This window comes from Oceanobacillus rekensis (assembly GCF_002153375.1).
Lineage (GTDB): Bacteria > Bacillota > Bacilli > Bacillales > Amphibacillaceae > Oceanobacillus > Oceanobacillus rekensis.
Window position 1 is genome coordinate 94,629 of record NZ_MTBQ01000001.1, and the last position, 16,768, is coordinate 111,396.

General features: G+C 36.7%; 20 protein-coding genes. 1 reads left to right on the forward strand and 19 read right to left on the reverse strand.

From position 1 onward, the window contains the following. Window positions 1–3: 3 nt before the first annotated feature. Together dapB and BV906_RS00485 are read right to left on the reverse strand one after the other, a co-directional pair. Window positions 4–798 (reverse strand): 4-hydroxy-tetrahydrodipicolinate reductase, encoded by a 795-nt coding sequence (dapB, locus tag BV906_RS00480; RefSeq protein ID WP_087971514.1) that lies wholly within the window; start codon window positions 796–798, stop codon window positions 4–6. A gap of 140 nt (window positions 799–938) precedes the next feature. Then, window positions 939–1,271 (reverse strand): nucleotide pyrophosphohydrolase, encoded by a 333-nt coding sequence (locus BV906_RS00485; protein ID WP_425435164.1) that lies wholly within the window; start codon window positions 1,269–1,271, stop codon window positions 939–941. Window positions 1,272–1,429: 158 nt separating this feature from the next. On the opposite strand from BV906_RS00485, the gene BV906_RS00490 reads away from it, so the two are divergent. Then, window positions 1,430–2,302, forward strand: coding sequence for a YitT family protein (locus tag BV906_RS00490; protein ID WP_176330231.1), 873 nt, complete (start codon window positions 1,430–1,432; stop codon window positions 2,300–2,302). Window positions 2,303–2,338: 36 nt separating this feature from the next. On the opposite strand, the gene BV906_RS00495 is transcribed toward BV906_RS00490, so the two are convergent. The 17 genes from BV906_RS00495 to ndk form a co-directional block, all read right to left on the reverse strand. After that, window positions 2,339–3,019: a zinc metallopeptidase gene (locus BV906_RS00495; RefSeq protein ID WP_087971516.1), complete on the reverse strand. Its 681-nt coding sequence runs from the start codon at window positions 3,017–3,019 to the stop codon at window positions 2,339–2,341. 63 nt (window positions 3,020–3,082) lie between these two features. Continuing rightward, entirely contained in the window at window positions 3,083–3,355 is a 273-nt protein-coding gene (locus BV906_RS00500; RefSeq protein WP_087971517.1) for a sporulation protein YpjB, read from the reverse strand. A gap of 67 nt (window positions 3,356–3,422) precedes the next feature. Beyond that, entirely contained in the window at window positions 3,423–3,995 is a 573-nt protein-coding gene (gene lhaT / locus BV906_RS00505; protein ID WP_087971518.1) for a lipoprotein heptaprenylglyceryl N-acetyltransferase LhaT, read from the reverse strand. A 79-nt stretch (window positions 3,996–4,074) separates the two neighbouring features. Further along, window positions 4,075–4,848: a menaquinol-cytochrome c reductase cytochrome b/c subunit gene (locus BV906_RS00510; RefSeq protein WP_087971519.1), complete on the reverse strand. Its 774-nt coding sequence runs from the start codon at window positions 4,846–4,848 to the stop codon at window positions 4,075–4,077. 15 nt (window positions 4,849–4,863) lie between these two features. Then, window positions 4,864–5,538, reverse strand: coding sequence for a menaquinol-cytochrome c reductase cytochrome b subunit (gene qcrB, locus BV906_RS00515; protein WP_087971520.1), 675 nt, complete (start codon window positions 5,536–5,538; stop codon window positions 4,864–4,866). A gap of 6 nt (window positions 5,539–5,544) precedes the next feature. Beyond that, entirely contained in the window at window positions 5,545–6,057 is a 513-nt protein-coding gene (locus tag BV906_RS00520; protein ID WP_087971521.1) for a QcrA and Rieske domain-containing protein, read from the reverse strand. Between the two features lie 150 nt (window positions 6,058–6,207). Beyond that, the gene (locus tag BV906_RS00525; protein ID WP_087971522.1) at window positions 6,208–6,669 is read right to left on the reverse strand and encodes a YpiF family protein; all 462 of its coding nucleotides are present in this window, start codon (window positions 6,667–6,669) and stop codon (window positions 6,208–6,210) included. 133 nt (window positions 6,670–6,802) lie between these two features. Next, window positions 6,803–7,345: a ReoY family proteolytic degradation factor gene (locus tag BV906_RS00530; RefSeq protein ID WP_087971523.1), complete on the reverse strand. Its 543-nt coding sequence runs from the start codon at window positions 7,343–7,345 to the stop codon at window positions 6,803–6,805. Window positions 7,346–7,378: 33 nt separating this feature from the next. After that, window positions 7,379–8,644 carry a tetratricopeptide repeat protein gene (locus tag BV906_RS00535; protein WP_087971524.1) on the reverse strand — a complete coding sequence of 422 codons (1,266 nt, stop codon included), beginning with the start codon at window positions 8,642–8,644 and terminating at the stop codon, window positions 7,379–7,381. Between the two features lie 131 nt (window positions 8,645–8,775). Further along, entirely contained in the window at window positions 8,776–10,062 is a 1,287-nt protein-coding gene (gene aroA / locus BV906_RS00540) for a 3-phosphoshikimate 1-carboxyvinyltransferase (RefSeq protein ID WP_087971525.1), read from the reverse strand. Between the two features lie 19 nt (window positions 10,063–10,081). Next, window positions 10,082–11,185 (reverse strand): prephenate dehydrogenase, encoded by a 1,104-nt coding sequence (locus BV906_RS00545; RefSeq protein ID WP_087971526.1) that lies wholly within the window; start codon window positions 11,183–11,185, stop codon window positions 10,082–10,084. A gap of 2 nt (window positions 11,186–11,187) precedes the next feature. Continuing rightward, a complete protein-coding gene (hisC, locus tag BV906_RS00550) occupies window positions 11,188–12,288 on the reverse strand; it encodes a histidinol-phosphate transaminase (RefSeq protein ID WP_087971527.1) in 1,101 nt (366 codons plus the stop codon). 3 nt (window positions 12,289–12,291) lie between these two features. Continuing rightward, window positions 12,292–12,672 carry a chorismate mutase gene (aroH, locus tag BV906_RS00555; RefSeq protein ID WP_087971528.1) on the reverse strand — a complete coding sequence of 127 codons (381 nt, stop codon included), beginning with the start codon at window positions 12,670–12,672 and terminating at the stop codon, window positions 12,292–12,294. Between the two features lie 2 nt (window positions 12,673–12,674). Next, complete coding sequence (aroB, locus tag BV906_RS00560) at window positions 12,675–13,751, reverse strand: 3-dehydroquinate synthase (protein WP_342744325.1); 1,077 nt, start codon at window positions 13,749–13,751, stop codon at window positions 12,675–12,677. Then, complete coding sequence (gene aroC, locus BV906_RS00565; protein WP_087971530.1) at window positions 13,742–14,911, reverse strand: chorismate synthase; 1,170 nt, start codon at window positions 14,909–14,911, stop codon at window positions 13,742–13,744. Before aroC ends, aroB begins: the two co-directional genes overlap by 10 nt. Window positions 14,912–15,026: 115 nt before the next feature. Next, window positions 15,027–15,812, reverse strand: a complete 786-nt coding sequence (locus BV906_RS00570; RefSeq protein ID WP_087971531.1) for a CheR family methyltransferase — start codon at window positions 15,810–15,812, stop codon at window positions 15,027–15,029. Window positions 15,813–16,306: 494 nt separating this feature from the next. Next, on the reverse strand, window positions 16,307–16,753 hold the full coding sequence (gene ndk, locus BV906_RS00575; RefSeq protein ID WP_087971532.1) for a nucleoside-diphosphate kinase: 447 nt from the start codon (window positions 16,751–16,753) through the stop codon (window positions 16,307–16,309). Window positions 16,754–16,768: the final 15 nt, after the last annotated feature.

Sequence of the window (16,768 nt, forward strand, 5' to 3'; positions counted from 1 at the left end):
TTCTTATAAAATATTTTCGAGACCGTATGCGAGTTCTTTCATATCCATTACCTTATAGATGGATACCTTAATTCCTTCCATAAAAGATTCACGGTTTAAAGAATCGTGTTTAATGGATAATGTTTGGCCAGAACTGCCAAATATTACTTCTTGATGCGCGACTAATCCCGGCAGACGCACACTATGTATTCTCATACCATCCATTTCTGCGCCACGCGAACCATGAATTGTTTCTTTTTCATCCGGATGGCCTTGTTTTCTGGTTTCTCGGGTTTTCATAATTAATTCTGCTGTTTTCTTAGCTGTTCCTGAAGGTGCATCCAATTTTCTGTCATGATGTTTTTCAATAATTTCAACGTCAGGTAAGTATTTTGCTGCCATTTCCGAAAACTTCATCATTAGTACAGCACCAATTGCAAAATTGGGAGCGATAATACATCCTGTCTTTTTAGTTTCAGCTAACTGTGAAAGCTCAACAATCTGTTCATCAGTAAATCCTGTCGTACCAACAACAGGTCTAATATTATTTTCTATTGCTGTTTTCGTATGATAATAACCTACCTCGGGTACGGTAAGGTCAATAAAAATATCAGCGTTTACTTGCTGAAAACATTTTTCGATATCCTGAAAAACAGGTACACTCAAGTCAGGCAATCCTTCAATATCCTTTAGTTGCTTCCCATCGTATTTTCTATCAATGCATGCAACCAATTTAAAATCTGATTCATTTTCTACCATTTTTACAGCTTCAGAACCCATTCTTCCCCTTGGTCCTGCTAAGATTATAGTTATTGCCATGTTGTCCAACTCCTTAATAGCATGTATTATATTGTTCACTCATCGATAGTATATCGTTTTATAGGAAATCAGTATAAGTGCGACGATGACCTTCGCAAATAGAGTTTGGCGATAAGTCAATTGCTATACTAGATAATCGATTAATCTTTAGGGGTCCAACGATTTTTGTCCCTTGTTTCTATTTTATGCATTGCGATATGGAATGACTCTGATAGGTCAATATTTAGTGAATTGGCGAAACATGCAAGAACAAAAATAATATCACCCATTTCATCCTCAATCGTATTTTCTCTCTCAGATAGCTTTTTAGGCTTCTCACCATGATAGTGGTTTACTTCACGTGCCATTTCTCCGACTTCTTCTGTTAATCTGGCCATTAAAGCTAAAGGAGAAAAATAACCTTCCTTATATTGAGAAATATAATGGTCTACCCTTTGTTGAATTTCCTTTGTATCATATAATGGTGTGTCGATGATAATTCCCCTTTTCTATACTATTCTCTTATCATGTTAGCTAAAAGGAGTTATTTTGACAAATTTTTGATACAAAAAGTTGAATTATTCCTATCAAATTTAGTATTTAAATACTATGATTGGGTAAACGATATAGGAAAAGAAGGAGGAAATAATAAATGTTGTTTGGCATGAAAATTAAAAATATCGCATATATATTGCTTGGTTCAGCAATTTTCTCTTTTGGTATCGTTCATTTTAATATGCAAAATAATCTTGGAGAAGGTGGATTTACCGGCATTACCTTGTTATTTTACTTTCTTTGGGGTTGGGACCCGGCAGTTACAAATATTGTACTTAATGTTCCTGTTTTCTTTATTGGGTGGAAATTCCTTGGAAGAAGTACGTTTATCTATACGATAATTGGAACGGTAGCTGTATCTGTATTTTTAAGAGTTTTTCAAACCTATCAATTTTCTATCCATTTAGAAAATGATATGACATTGGTTGCTCTCTTTGCTGGAGTGTTCATCGGTGTTGGACTTGGAATTATTTTCCGGTATGGTGGGACGACCGGTGGAGTTGATATAATCGCAAGAATTGTAAATAAATATATTGGCTGGAGTATGGGTCGCACGATGTTCCTGTTTGATTTCTTAGTGATTGCAACATCAGTTTTTGTGATTCTTGATCTGGTGCAAGGAATGTATACCCTTGTCGCTGTTTATGTAGGTGCAAGGGTGATTGATTTTCTACAAGAAGGTGCCTATTCTGCAAAAGGAGCAACAATCATTTCAAATAAAAGTGATGAAATAGCAAATCATATACTACAATCAATGGATCGTGGCGTAACCGTATTAGACGGCCACGGAAGCTACTCAGGTGAAAAAAGAAATGTCCTCTATTGTGTTGTAGCAAGAAATGAGATCGTTAAGTTGAAAAGTATTGTAAATAACATTGATCCACACGCTTTTGTCGCAGTAACGACTGCACACGATGTAATGGGAGAAGGATTTACATTAGATGAAAATAAAAATCCGTTGAACGATTAAATAAAAAAAGGATGACATTATGTCATCCTTTTTAAACTATTCTCTATTGGCCAAGTAAATAAGAATAAATCTTACTAACTCAGCTACAGCTACAAGTGCAGCAGCTACATAAGTCAGTGCAGCAGCATTCAGAACCTTTTTCGTTTCACGTTCTTCATTATTACGAATAATCCCTGAGGAAACCATTTGAGTCATTGCCCGATTGGATGCATCAAATTCAACAGGAAGTGTTACAAGTTGGAAAAGAACGGCTGCAGACATGAAAATAATACCGAATAGGAATAAATTCATGGCACCCATCAGCATCCCAGCCAGAATGAGGAAGAATGAGATATTGGAGCCAAAATTTGCAATTGGAACTAAGGCACTTCTTATTCTTAAGAATGCATATTCCTGTTGATCCTGAATAGCATGGCCAACCTCATGTGCTGCAACAGCCGAAGATGCCATGGAACGACCGTGGAAAATACCCTCAGAAAGATTGATTACTTTTTTCCTTGGATTATAATGGTCTGATAATGTACCTTTAACTTGTCCTATTTGTACATCATATAAGCCATTGTCATCCAAAATCTTACGAGCAACTTCTGCACCTGTCATTTGTGATGAAGTTGGTTTCTTGGAATATTTTTTGTACGAGCTTTTTACTCTTGATTGTGCCCATATCGGGATAATCATTAATAAAGCTATATAAATTAGGTAACTACCTAACCCCATATGCACTCCTCCATTAGAAGATAAATATTTTACTTAAGGTCAATTTTAGTCAAAAATCTTCATTTAGTCAACTGATTTGTCTTTCCTTTCCTCTTTCTTTGTCTTTAATTCCGCATTATATTTTTTCCAGCTTACATAAGATAATGTACCGATAATACTTCCACCTACAATAAAAATTGTCCAAATAAGGAGAGAAAGATCCACTTTTTTATCTGACAAATCTACATTTGTAACTGTACTCGCTTCCACCGAAAAAGAGCCGAACCCCAAATAAAATAAAATCCCTATGAATACTGTGGTTGTAATCTGAACAAGTAGTTTCCTTCTGTTAACCATAGAGATCACCTCATCAACTTGTTATTATTCAAGTGTATGAGGAAAAACGGTTGTATATAACAGTAATTTACAATCCCCTTTTGCGAATGGTTAGCCAATAAGCTATAAATATAGAAAGAATACTTAACCAGAAGGTAAAATAACCGATCTCGTTCATATATTTAGTTAATGAAGAATAAATTGGCATCATCTCAAATACATAATCAATAATATCATTATGAAGAGTCCAAATTGCAGCTACCACAATATGTCTTAGCTTGATTTTATAAAACGGGGCGTACAGAAGTCCCTGTATTGCCATTGCAGCATGTGAGACTATCAGCATATATCCTTGCCATCCTATTGAACCTTCAACAATTAGCGTTAGAAGATTCATAATAACTCCCCATGCTCCATATTTAAATAACGTTATAATAGCGAGCGCTTCGATATATGGAATATTTCTGCCGAACAGGAAGAACAACAAAAAGATGGTGAAAAACAAACTGGCAGTTGGACTATCCGGTACAAAAATAAGAAAAATGTCTGGTGTAACAGAGAGTTGGCTTTTATACCAATAATAACCGTATAATGTACCAAAGAAATTAATAAGAAATAATAAGAAAATAACCTTTTTATCCTGCAGTATGTATTTAATCATTGCATTTTCCCTTCCGTTCGTACTAATTAAAACACCTTCACCAAATAAATATGGCAAAGGTGTTTCATTAGTATATCAATTATTCTGCAGCTTCATTTACGGTTATAATAAAGTCTGCTAGCTGTTCTAGTTCTTCATCTGTACCCTGAAATTGATCAGCAGGCATTGAGCCGATTCCATCTACTGCGATTGTAGCAATCTCTTCAGCAGTTAAGTCGATACCAACCAATGTAGGCCCTGCTCCACCTTCCAGTTCAGCCCCATGACATGCTAGACAACTGTTTTCATAAGATGCATAACCAGGATGCTCTGTATCAATGGTAACTTCTGATGCAGGAATTGGTTTATTCGCTTCAGCTCGACTTTCCCAATCCACGTTTGCCGCAGAAGTATAGGTTAACCATACTACTGAAACTAATCCCAATAACATCATTCCTACAGCAACAGGACGTTGGTGTGGTCTGCGTCCTGGCCCATTATCCAAAAATGGTGCGAGTAACAGTGCACCGAATGCTAGTCCTGGTAGCACGAGCATGCCTAGTAGAATAAAGTCACCACTTGCAAATTGATATTTCAATAGCTCGTATAGGAATAAGAAGTACCAATCTGGCAGTGGTATATATGCTGCATCTGTTGGGTCGGCCATTCCTTCCAATGGTGAGGGATGTGCCAATGTCAAACATAAAAATCCAACTAAAAATACCGCTCCAGCCAACCATTCTTTTAATAAAAAGTTGGGCCAAAAAGCTTCTGTTCTTCCAGGATACTCAGAATAATCTTTCGGTATATTTGGTTTCCTTTCAGCGGAGATTCTCGAATCCCCGACAAATTTCATACCTTTACCCTTATGCATCACTTGCCCTCCTTTTTATAGTGGTCCGGAAATACCTTGTCTACGTATTAAAATAAAGTGTGCTGCTAATAGTCCAAATAGTGCTGCAGGCAGGAAGAAAACATGAATCGCGAAGAATCTTGTTAATGTCTGGGCACCAACAATTGTTGCGTCTCCAGCCAATAATATTTTCAACTGTGTACCGATTAACGGAACCTGTTCAGCCATTTCAAGTCCAACTTGAGTTGCAAAATATGCTTTATTATCCCAAGGCAATAAATAACCTGTGAAACCTAGACCGAGCATAACAAAGAAAATCAATACTCCGACAACCCAGTTAAGTTCACGTGGCTTCTTATAAGCACCTTGGAAAAATACACGTAAGGTATGTAATAATAGCATTACAATGACAACACTGGCACCCCAATGATGCATTCCTCTTACTATTTGTCCATGAGCTACTTCCGTCTGTAAGTAATATACAGATTTCCATGCATTTTCAATGTCTGGAACATAATACATCGTTAAGAACATTCCAGAAAGAATCTGGATTACTACAACAAAGAATGTTAAACCACCAAAACAATAAACAAAAGCAGAAAAGTGATGGGCAGGGTTAACATGTTCCGGAACTTCATGATCTGCGATATCCCGCCATATTGGCGTAATATCTATACGATCATCAATCCAATCATAAATCTTCTGTAACATAAGTCATTACGCCTCCCCTTGTGGTATTACATCGCCTAGGAATAACATGCCATCCTTGACTTCCTGTTCGTAAACATCCAGTGGAGCTAATGGTGGAGTACCTGGAACATTAGTTCCATCCTTGTAGTAGCGTCCATCGTGGCATGGGCAGAAGTATTCGTTCGGATGCTGTTCACTGCCTTCCCATGAAACAATACAACCTAAGTGTTTACAAACCGGGGAAAAGGCTACAATCTCATCATTATCATTTTTATAAACCCATGCAGAGCGACTTACTTCAGATTCATACCAGCCATCTACTTGGTCAACGCTCCAATCGATACGCTGTGGATCTGCTGTAATATCATCTACAGATAAGCCTACGTTAGCCAAATCACCACCTGATGATCCCTTCAGTACAGGATCGATTGCCATTCTTATTGGAGAAATAAGTAGGCCGGCCGCCATAAATCCCCCTACCCCAGTAAGCGTATAGTTAAGAAACTGTCTACGGGATACTTGCTGCTTTTCATCACTCATGATTTTCCCCCCTTAAAAAAATAATCACGGACGTATAATTTTATTTCAGATTACTAGGACAATACTATGATAGCGCAATCTTGAAATTCGGTCAATATAAAACATTATTCTCAATCAATTGACACCCTTAATAAGACCATTTCTGGAAGTTTAATTCCAATAAGATCGAATTAATTCCACAGTCTGACCAACTTGGTCACGTATAATACGTTGCATTTCTTTTGAATGTATTTCTCCAGTCTGCACAGCTGGCATCCATAATAAGTTCCCAATTAAACCTTTTTCCTCTTTCTTCCAACGAGAATCAAAGGTTATATAGGTAATATGGGCAAAGGGCTGTTGTTGCATATCTACTGTCCAATTATTAAGTCGCTGTACTTCTGTAGTTATATCGACAGTTTTTAAATAATTGTAGTTTGGTAAAAGCATAGTTCGGCCTGTAAGTTCCTTTTCAATCCCATTTGCTAGAATCGACATTACTTCGGCTTGAGCAGAGTATTTATCTGTCTCTTCATCATTTGAAAGTTGAATTGGAACTAAAGGTAAAAGAATGGTATCTATGTATTCCTTAGCTTGTACATACTGTTGTAAATCTGACCTTTTCCATTTCATAGTTAGTATCACCCCTTCTCTTTATATTAGGATACGTTATATATTGTGCCATTTTCAAGTTTATCTTATAAAGGCAAAAAAAATCAACCTATTCCTTTATTAAAGTAAGGTTGAGGTTGAGATAACGATTATACTATTCCTCTAATTCCTTTAATTCTTTAGCTAGCTGTTTAAATCTTTCATGATTCATTTCATCCAATGCATGATCAATTTCATTCATGAGTTTACTTTTTTTATATTCATATAATGAATGATCGAGTAACTGTTTGGTCAAGTCCTTATCATGGTTGGTTATATAGTAATCTGCTGGTACAAAAGGGTTCTCTTCTAATACCGATGCATAATAAGAATGTTGATTGGATTTTTTGAAATTTAATTGTAAATATAAGGGTTCATCTTGATTAAGCCGAATTTCATGAAAAGATTTTTCTGCATCTGTTGTAACTAGATGATTTTTGTAAAAGCGAAAAGGTACCTCTTCTGAACAGTGACTGGTCATCATGATTCCTCTTGGACAATATTTTACATCTCTTACGAAGTGAACATTCGTAAGCAGTTCATTATGATTGACAAGATAATTAAGAATCCAGACACTTTCACGTCTTTTCAGCCGATAATGATTAAGAAACCATTGGATAAAACTTTTTTTATCCTGAGCTGTAACAGGAGTTATCATCGTTTTCCCCCCTTTAAGGTAAACAAAATACAATCAATCCAATTCAAATGTTTGTTTCAACCTGTACAGATATGCTTCCGCATCCTCATCGAGTGGTTGGAGAGAAACATAAGATTCAAAAATGGGAATAGCTTCTTTAATCCTACCATCCTCCGTTAGGAAATATCCGTACTCTTTAAGAAAATCACTATCTTGATTTAGACTATTATATGCTTCTTGGTAGTATTTTAATGCATCATCAAATGATTCAATTTCGTTAAATGCTCTTGCTAGTTCCCAATCGTATAACGGATCATCAGCATCTGTTTTTTTAATTTCTTGCACAAGTTCAGTTATCTCCATATAGTTCTCATTTTTCTTGAAAAATTCAATCAGAAACAGTACGGCTTCTTTGTAATCGGGATCGAGTGCAATAGCCTCACGAACAAGTTTCTCACTCTCTTCGTTTTGTCCCAGTTGATGGGCAATAGATCCAGCTATAAAGTACAACTCTTTATTAAACGCATCTCTTTCAATTCCCTTTTTGGCTGTTTTAAATGCTTCTTCCATCATACCTTCCTCTTGGTAAGCTTTAGCAAGTTGGTAATAAACAGTATGATAATCCTCATCAATTTCAAGAACATGTTCAAAGGCCTTGATAGCAATATCATTTCTATCTGTTTGGAATGCTGTAACACCGTGTTTAAACAGTTTATCAGCATTTTCAGTTTCATCATCCTTAAAGTAAATTAATGCTTTTTCATATTCTCCAGCTGCTGCAAATGATTCACCGAGTCTATCATCAATTGAAATATGGGCTACTTCATTTTGTTTCGACTTTACCTTTTCATAATAATTGATTGCCTTCAAATATTCACCGATAGAGAAATATAATTCCCCCAGTGCAAAGTCAATAATGATCTCGCCGGGTGATAGTTGCTTGGCAGTCAGTAATTTCTTTTCGGAGACCTCGAACAATCCCTGTGCCTGATATAAATCAGCCAATTGAATAAGAGCTTGTATATATGCAGGGTCATCCTCTTCTATCTCATTAAGCAATGTTATTGCTGGTTCGTCTTCTTCCATTTCTATAAAAATATCAGCAAGGGAAATTTTTATATCGGTTTCATCAGGATATTGATGGAGCAATTCCTCCAATAATTGTCGTGCTTCCTGATGAAATCCCCATTGCAAGTAAAGTTCCGCAATTGTGTATTTCTCATCATCTGTTGCTTCTTGTAAATAGTTACTAAGCATTGTAATTGCTTTTTTAGTTTGATTATTCTCCACTAATTTTACTGCTTTCATAATGGTGTCCATGACGAACATCCTTTCTATATACCGTACTTAAATTATACCATCTTTTATACTAGCGAAAACAGGTTGTTGTTTCAAACATGTGAATTAAAAAGAATCTGCTAAATGCAGATTCTTTCTTTAATCGCAAATTTTTAAGTTAGTGATTTTAAATCCTTAAAAAATCCAGGATAAGAAATCGAAATACAAGAAATATCATCAATGATTACTTCATCTTTCGTAATTAATGAAGCAACTGCGGCCATCATGGCAATACGGTGATCATCATAGGAGGCAGCATTCCCTCCAGTTAAGGTAGTTTTTCCTTCTATAATCATTCCGTCTTCGGTTGGTGTAACGCTTGCACCAAATGTCGTTAGGACATCGATAACAGCAGTTATCCTGTCTGTTTCTTTTACACGCAGTTCTTCAGCATCTTTAATAATTGTCGTTCCATCTGCTTGTGTTGCCAGTAAGGCAATAACGGGAATCTCATCTATAAGCCTAGGAATTATCTCACCTTCAATGGTTATTCCTTTAAGGGGACCAAAAGATATTTGTATATCCCCAATGTTTTCCCCGCCAATCGTTTTTTCATTCTGAATAACAAGATCTGCACCCATAAGCTGCAAAACATCAATTATACCGGTTCGACTTTTATTGAGGCCAACATTTTTCAATGTCAATTTGCTGTCAGGTACGATTGCACCGGCAACGAGAAAGAAAGCAGCTGAAGAAATATCACCTGGTACGTATACATCTGTTGCTTTCAGTTCATGTTTTCCTGTAATTGTAGTAGTGTACCCATCTGATGTAATATCTGCTCCAAAAGCTTGAAGCATGTTTTCTGTATGGTTCCTAGTAGGAATTTCCTCGGTAACACTTGTTTCATCTTCTGCCAATAGACCGGCTAAAAGGATAGCAGACTTAACTTGTGCACTTTTAACTGGGAGTGTATAGTTGATTCCCCTAAGCTTACTCCCACTAACCGATAAAGGAAGTAAATTTCCATTATCATCACCATCTATGTTTGCACCCATTTGTCGTAAAGGATTTACAACACGGTTCATTGGTCGTTTGGAGAGTGACGCGTCACCGTAGATGGTTGTAGAAAATGGCAAACCAGCAAGAATTCCAAGCATCAGCCTTGTTGTTGTACCCGAATTACCAAAATCAAGTTGCTTTGTAGGTTTGGTTAAACCTGTTACACCTTTACTTTCGATAACCAGATTTGTACCATCTTTCTGTATGGTGACCCCCATATCACGAAAGGCGTTTACAGTTCTTAAACAGTCTTCCCCATCAAGGAAATTGGTAACTTTTGTAATTCCACGAGCTAAAGAACCAAGTATAACGGAACGATGTGAAATGGACTTATCTCCAGGAATCTTAATCTCTCCTGATAATTTTTTATCAAGAGGATTCAATATTTTTTCGCTCATGGTTTATTTCCTCCCCGTTTTATTTTTGAATCATTGTTTCATAACCGTTATTTTCTAATAGTTTTGAGCCATTTGATTGTGCGTTCTTTGTGAAGAAACTTAATCTTAGAACTCCTGTTATATCTTCCCGGACTTCAAGTATTTCGATATTTTTTATACTGATTTTTTCACTGGCCAGTAATTGAACGACAGAAGCAAGGGAGCCTGTCTGATCTCGGATATCGACATATAGATCGTAAAAGGCAGGGATGGCTCCCTTTTCCGATTCAGCGAGTCCATCTCGATAAAGCTTAGCCATATCAAGGTATGTAATCATCTTTTCTTTCTCATCGTTATCCAAAAGTAATTTTAAATCTTTCATTTCTTCAATCCACTCACTAAGCAGTACAGACATTTTATTTCGATTGTGCGAGAATATGTCTTGCCACATTTTCGGATTACTTGAGGCAATCCTTGTAATATCCCTAAATCCCCCTGCGGCAAGTTTAGGTAAAAATTCATGTGTCTTTTCCCACTTTTTTGCCTGGTGAACTAATGAAGATGCAATTAAATGTGGGAAATGTGACACCACTCCAGTCATTTCATCATGCTCATTTGGATTCATAACAACAAATTTACTTTTTGAATTACTTAAAATGGTTTGTAATGCTATTAACTCTTCTTCACGTTTTTCTTGCGTCGGTGATAGGACATAGATGGCATTTTCAAATAAATGTGCTTTTGCTGCTTGTACTCCTTTTTTATGGGATCCAGCCATTGGATGACCACCAATAAATGTTACCTTTTTATTAGTTAAGTGTTTAGCTTCCTCCATAATAGGACCTTTAACAGATGCTGTGTCTGACACAATAACATTTTTAGTGAAGGTAAGTTCATTTATTTCTTTCATTAGTAAAATGGTCTCTGAAATTGGTGCGGCCAATATAATAAAATCGGATTGCAACGCGGACTTGGTGAAATTTGTACTCGCTTCATGTACGATACCATTTAACAGCGCAAATTTCAGCGAATCCTCATTTAGATCATATCCAATAATGTAATTTTCTTCTGTGGTTACCATGCCTTTAGCAAGGGATCCCCCAATCAAACCCAAGCCGGCAACTAGTATGGTTTTCTTAACCATCATTACACCTTCATTATTTCTTGATGAAATTTCAGCAGTAAATTCTCAAGTTCTTTCATCTCATCTTCTTTTCCGATTGTTATTCTTATTGTGTTTGGTGCTCCAAGTAATTCTCCAGGTCTTATAATAAACCCGTTTTCCATAAGGTACTGGAATACTTCCATTCCACTTACAGGTGTTGCTACAAGTAAAAAGTTTGCTTCAGAATCATAGTATTTCCAACCAATACTATCCAGGAACGATTCAAATGATGCTTTCACTTTTTTGTTAAAACGATAAGTACGTTCAATAAATTCTTGGTCATCAATTGCAGTGATTGCTGCTTTTTGGGCGATGGAAGAGGTGTTGAATGGACCTCTAACTTTATCAAGGGTTGTAATTATTTTGTTGTTTGCCATCCCATAACCAATACGAAGTCCCGCTAGTCCATATGCTTTAGAGAATGTACGCATTGTAATTAGGTTCTCATAACGATTGATATAGGTTAATGCATGAACATCCGTAACGTCGTTCACATACTCCTTATAAGCTTCATCAAAAGCTACCAATACATGTTCCGGACAGTTAGCCATAAAGTATTCAAAGTCCTTTTTGGAAATTACAGTTCCTGTCGGGTTATTCGGTGAACAAAGAAATACAATCTTTGTTTGTTCATTTATTGCCTTCAATATTCCGTTCATATCATGATAGCCGTTTGCATCTGTTGGAACTTCCGTGACGGAAGCTCCTTCGATTAATGCATAATGTTTATACTGTGGGAATGTCGGTATTGCCATTACTACATTAGAACCTGGAAGTAGAAAGGAACGGCAAATTAACTGAATAATTTCTTCAGATCCACTTCCAAAAATGATTTGATTTTGATTAATGTCCCACTTGGTTGTCAAAACGGATCTTAGTTCACTTGTATAACCATCCGGATAAATATTTAACGCAGGTATATTGTTTGATAGACTTTCTTTTACCTGATTGGAGTACCCATATGGATTCTCATTGGAAGCTAATTTGACGATATTTCTCAAGCCGAACTCTTCCTGTATTTCTTTTGTCTGTTTGCCTTGTTTGTATGGGCTAAGTTGATCTAAAACTGGTTTACCTTGCATCAGTTATTCTCCTATCTTATTTACTAAGTCGGGACGTAATTTTACCGCCTCGTTATGGAAAACATGTTGAATATCTGCTTGTGATTTCTCTGTATTAACGACCATCATGATACGGATACATTGCGTGAGACTTCCAGGTACTTCTATTTCAGCCATGCACATGACTGGAACTAACGACCAGCCATCACCATCTAATTGTCTTAATGCCTTTGCTGGGAATCCCGCATTAAGGTCTTTCGTTACTGAAATAAAAACATGCGAAATATCGGTTGGTTTTATTTGGTTTGTTTCAATCATTTCTTTAACTAGGACTCTTGTATTTTCAATCATTTGTTTTTCATCATTTTCAGTTACTGTCGTTGCTCCACGTACACCTCTTGTCATTTCTAAACCATCCTTACTATAAATGAGTGTAAATATTTATTTATTTCAGCATCTTCCAGTTCAACTATAACCGGTGATGCAAGCTCTTTTAATAAAACCATTTGTATTTTACTTTTAACAGATTTTTTATCGGATTTCATTTTAGTTATTAAGCGTTCTGCATGGTATTCAATATTTTTAAGTGGATAGCGATTTTTTCTTAACCATAAAGTAAGTTCCTCAAACGGCAGATTATCAGAATACAACTGCTCACTAACATGCAATGAAAAAAGCAGGCCAATTGCTACTGCCTCTCCATGGGTTAATCTACCATAACCTAGATCGGCTTCAAGAGCATGTCCCAATGTGTGTCCAAGATTTAAATGCTTGCGAATTCCGGATTCTTTTTCATCCACTTCAACGATATGTGCCTTTATGTTAATCCCCCGCTGCAGGTGATCTTGCAGTTCGCTGTTTGAAACCTTGTATATATCTGTCTCAATCAGTGTACGGTAAAAATCAGTATCGGCAATTAATGCTTCTTTAATTAGCTCAGCATAACCAGAGCGTACTTCCCTTTCGTTTAGGGACTTTAACGTCTCCACATCATAAATGACTGCCTGTGGAGGATAGAAATTACCAATTAAATTTTTCCCCAGTTCATGGTTGATTGCCACTTTCCCACCAACACTGCTGTCGTGAGCAAGTATCGTTGTTGGCATTTGGACATAATCTATCCCCCGCATATAGGTGGCTGCAGTAAAACCAGCGAGATCACCAACTACACCACCACCAAGTGCAATCATTAAAGACTCGCGGTCGAGACAAAAGTTAATTGCATCTGTTTGTAGTTGATAAAATGTCTGTATATCTTTGGACTGCTCCCCCGCCGGAACAATCGAATGGAAGACAGGTTTATCGGTAAAGTTTTTCAAGATATCATCCAAATACAACGCTGCTACATTTTCGTCAGAAACAATAAAAATCGAGGAATAATTCTTCGTTAAATATTGGTTCAATTGAAAACGGAGTGATTCTCCTACAGCGATATGGTACGAATTCGTATTGGATTGAACAAGAATATCTTTCACTAAAAACACCTGATTTCTTCTCGGTAGTCATCGATTGCTTTCTTAAGCTGTTTAAATTGATCACTCGGGAATTGCTCTAAAATTGCTTTAGCAACTTCGAATGCTACTACGTGTTCCATTACTACAGATGCAGCTGGTACCGCACAGGCGTCAGAACGTTCAACAGTTGCTTTAAAAGGTTCCTTTGTTTCAATATCAACACTTTGAAGCGGCTTTTTCATTAGAGTTGGGATTGGTTTCATAACCCCTTTTACAACGATAGGCATTCCAGATGTCATACCGCCTTCAAACCCACCAAGTCTATTGGAAGTTCGGTAATACCCTTTTTCTTTATCCCAAGCAATTTCATCGTGTACCTGGCTTCCGTTTAATTCTGCTGCTTTAAAGCCTATACCGAATTCTACACCTTTAAATGCATTAATACTCATAACACTTCCTGCAATCCGGCTGTCCAGTTTACGGTCATAATGAACATAGGAACCGACTCCAGCGGGCATCCCTTCGACATAAACTTCACAGACTCCACCAATTGAATCCCCATCACTTTTTGCTTTATCGATGGCTTCCATCATTTCCTGCTCAACGTTTTTATCCAATACCATAACAGGTGAGGCTTGAGATATCTTTGTTCGTTCTTGCATTGTAAGTGATTCATTTTCTTCTGCTCGGATGCCTGCTATCTCTTTCACATATCCACAAACTTCAATTCCAAGTTGCTTTAATAGTGTTTTAGCAACTGCACCAGCTGCTACCCTTGCAGCGGTTTCCCTTGCAGAGGATCTTTCCAATATATTCCGCATATCCCGGTGACCGTATTTCAATGCTCCGTTTAAATCAGCATGACCTGGTCTAGGTTTCGTAACAACACGTCTTATCTTTGAGTTATCTTCCATCGGATCTTCGCCCATAATATCTGTCCAATGTTTAAAATCATCATTATGTATAACGAGTGAAATAGGAGAACCTAATGTATATCCATGTCTTACTCCACTGGTGATTTCGACAAGGTCCTTTTCGATTTGCATTCTTTTTCCTCGACCATGACCACCCTGTCTTCTTAAGAGAGACTCATTTATATCTTCCTTCAATAGGGGCATTTGGGAAGGTAATCCCTCAATAATTGTAGTAAGTTGTTTGCCATGTGATTCCCCAGATGTTAAATAGCGCAATGTACATTCTCCTTTACGGTAAATTATTATAAAATTAATAAGTATTAAGTTTTTCTAATTACTATATCATATCTATCTTTCATTATGTTAAATTTATATAAAAATAATTTTCGATTTAAAATAATGTTTCGTCTTTTTGATAAAAAAATGTTTCTGCAAGGTTAAAAGCATACTTATTCGCATTAAAAATCTGCTCCGTACTCCCAACAAACAATACACCGTCGGATTTAAGTGAATTGCTGAAGTTTTGATAGATCTTTTCTTTTGCTTGATCTGTAAAATAAATTAATACATTACGACAAACAATCAAGTCGATATTTTTAGGAAAACGATCTGCTAGAAGATTATGTTTTTTAAAGGTAATGTTTTTCTTTAATGATTCCTCGATTTTATAAAGACTGCCTTTTTTCGCGAAATATTTTTTCTTAAGTATATCCGGTAATTCCTTTAAAGCTTGCTCTGTATATATTCCCTGTTTTGCTTTTTCCAGTACATTATCATCGATATCAGTAGCAAGTATTTCAATCTTTGACTTTGGGAAATACTCCTTTGCCATTAGAGCTAAACTATAGGGTTCCTCCCCTGTTGAACATGCTGCACTCCAGATAGATAGTCTATTATTTTTTTCGATTAACATTGGGAGTATCCTGTCTTTTAATACGTCCCATCTTTTCGGGTTTCTGTAAAACTCGGAAACGTTGATAGTTAATCTATCAGTGAATTCATTCAACAGCTCACTATCTTTACTAAAAGCTTCGAAGTATGAGACAAAGCTTGTATATCCCCTTTTATTCCTTAAAGTTGTTAATCTCCGTTTCATTTGTGTCTCTTTATATAAATGAAGATCAATCCCAATTTTATTCTTTACAGATTGTATAAATTCTATGTAATCATCTTTCACTATGCTGCGCCTCTTCCATTGTTAATTGTTAAGGGCTCTATTAGATATGCTTTTTGCCTGATAACTTTAAGTTGAGATAAGGTGCGAAACAGGATAATTAACTTCGGCAAACGCTCTGGGAAATATACTGCGCGCATCCTAAGGCGGCTGGTGAGCCCCTTCATGCGTCCGCATTTAGTGTCTCAACTCTATGCCTCTCTTCCCATAGGAGTCTCCGGGTATTTCCCAGAGCTAGTTAAATGGTTACATTCAATTAATTACCACACTTTTAATAGCTAAAATAGCATCATACTACTTCACTAGTCCGCGTGAGCGGTGACTCCTGCAGGAAAAGCACGTACTTATAGAGAAATCAATCAACAGTTACCCGTAGTTTATAGTTTTTGTGGCAAAAACAATATATTTTGGCAGGACTAGCAATGCGCAATCCAATCTACTAGAAAACAGCCTTGTTAAAAAACCTCCGTTTTAAAAAAACGGAGGTTAACCCTTTGTTAGTAAATCCATTCACTGTCTTGTTTTGTGTAGGATACGATTTCTTTTTCCTCAAAAAATAATGAAATTTCACGTTCAGCACTTTCTAATGAATCAGAACCATGAATGATATTCTTACCAACTGTTACACCGAAGTCTCCACGAATCGTACTTGGTGTAGCTTCTATAGGGTTTGTTTTGCCCATCATACTGCGTGCTGTTGTAATAACATTTTCGCCTTCCCATACCATTGCAAAAACTGGCCCGGAAGTAATAAAGTCAACAAGTTCCCCAAAAAAAGGTCTCTCTTTATGTTCCCCGTAATGCTTTTCGGCAAGTTCATTAGAAACGACCATTAATTTGGCACCTGCAAGTTTAAAACCTTTTGTTTCAAAACGCCCAATAATTTCTCCAACTAAATTACGTTGTACCCCGTCTGGTTTGACCATTAAAAATGTTTTCTCCATTTTCTCCATTCCACC

What these genes read in the sequence shown, in the direction of transcription:
- dapB (WP_087971514.1), bottom strand. Translation starts at nt 798, where the DNA reads ATGGCAATAACTATAATCTTAGCAGGACCAAGGGGAAGAATGGGTTCT.
- BV906_RS00490 (WP_176330231.1), top strand. Translation starts at nt 1,430, where the DNA reads ATGTTGTTTGGCATGAAAATTAAAAATATCGCATATATATTGCTTGGT.
- BV906_RS00495 (WP_087971516.1), bottom strand. Translation starts at nt 3,019, where the DNA reads ATGGGGTTAGGTAGTTACCTAATTTATATAGCTTTATTAATGATTATC.
- BV906_RS00500 (WP_087971517.1), bottom strand. Translation starts at nt 3,355, where the DNA reads ATGGTTAACAGAAGGAAACTACTTGTTCAGATTACAACCACAGTATTC.
- lhaT (WP_087971518.1), bottom strand. Translation starts at nt 3,995, where the DNA reads ATGATTAAATACATACTGCAGGATAAAAAGGTTATTTTCTTATTATTT.
- BV906_RS00510 (WP_087971519.1), bottom strand. Translation starts at nt 4,848, where the DNA reads ATGCATAAGGGTAAAGGTATGAAATTTGTCGGGGATTCGAGAATCTCC.
- qcrB (WP_087971520.1), bottom strand. Translation starts at nt 5,538, where the DNA reads ATGTTACAGAAGATTTATGATTGGATTGATGATCGTATAGATATTACG.
- BV906_RS00520 (WP_087971521.1), bottom strand. Translation starts at nt 6,057, where the DNA reads ATGAGTGATGAAAAGCAGCAAGTATCCCGTAGACAGTTTCTTAACTAT.
- BV906_RS00525 (WP_087971522.1), bottom strand. Translation starts at nt 6,669, where the DNA reads ATGAAATGGAAAAGGTCAGATTTACAACAGTATGTACAAGCTAAGGAA.
- BV906_RS00530 (WP_087971523.1), bottom strand. Translation starts at nt 7,345, where the DNA reads ATGATAACTCCTGTTACAGCTCAGGATAAAAAAAGTTTTATCCAATGG.
- BV906_RS00535 (WP_087971524.1), bottom strand. Translation starts at nt 8,644, where the DNA reads ATGGACACCATTATGAAAGCAGTAAAATTAGTGGAGAATAATCAAACT.
- aroA (WP_087971525.1), bottom strand. Translation starts at nt 10,062, where the DNA reads ATGAGCGAAAAAATATTGAATCCTCTTGATAAAAAATTATCAGGAGAG.
- BV906_RS00545 (WP_087971526.1), bottom strand. Translation starts at nt 11,185, where the DNA reads ATGGTTAAGAAAACCATACTAGTTGCCGGCTTGGGTTTGATTGGGGGA.
- hisC (WP_087971527.1), bottom strand. Translation starts at nt 12,288, where the DNA reads ATGCAAGGTAAACCAGTTTTAGATCAACTTAGCCCATACAAACAAGGC.
- aroH (WP_087971528.1), bottom strand. Translation starts at nt 12,672, where the DNA reads ATGACAAGAGGTGTACGTGGAGCAACGACAGTAACTGAAAATGATGAA.
- ndk (WP_087971532.1), bottom strand. Translation starts at nt 16,753, where the DNA reads ATGGAGAAAACATTTTTAATGGTCAAACCAGACGGGGTACAACGTAAT.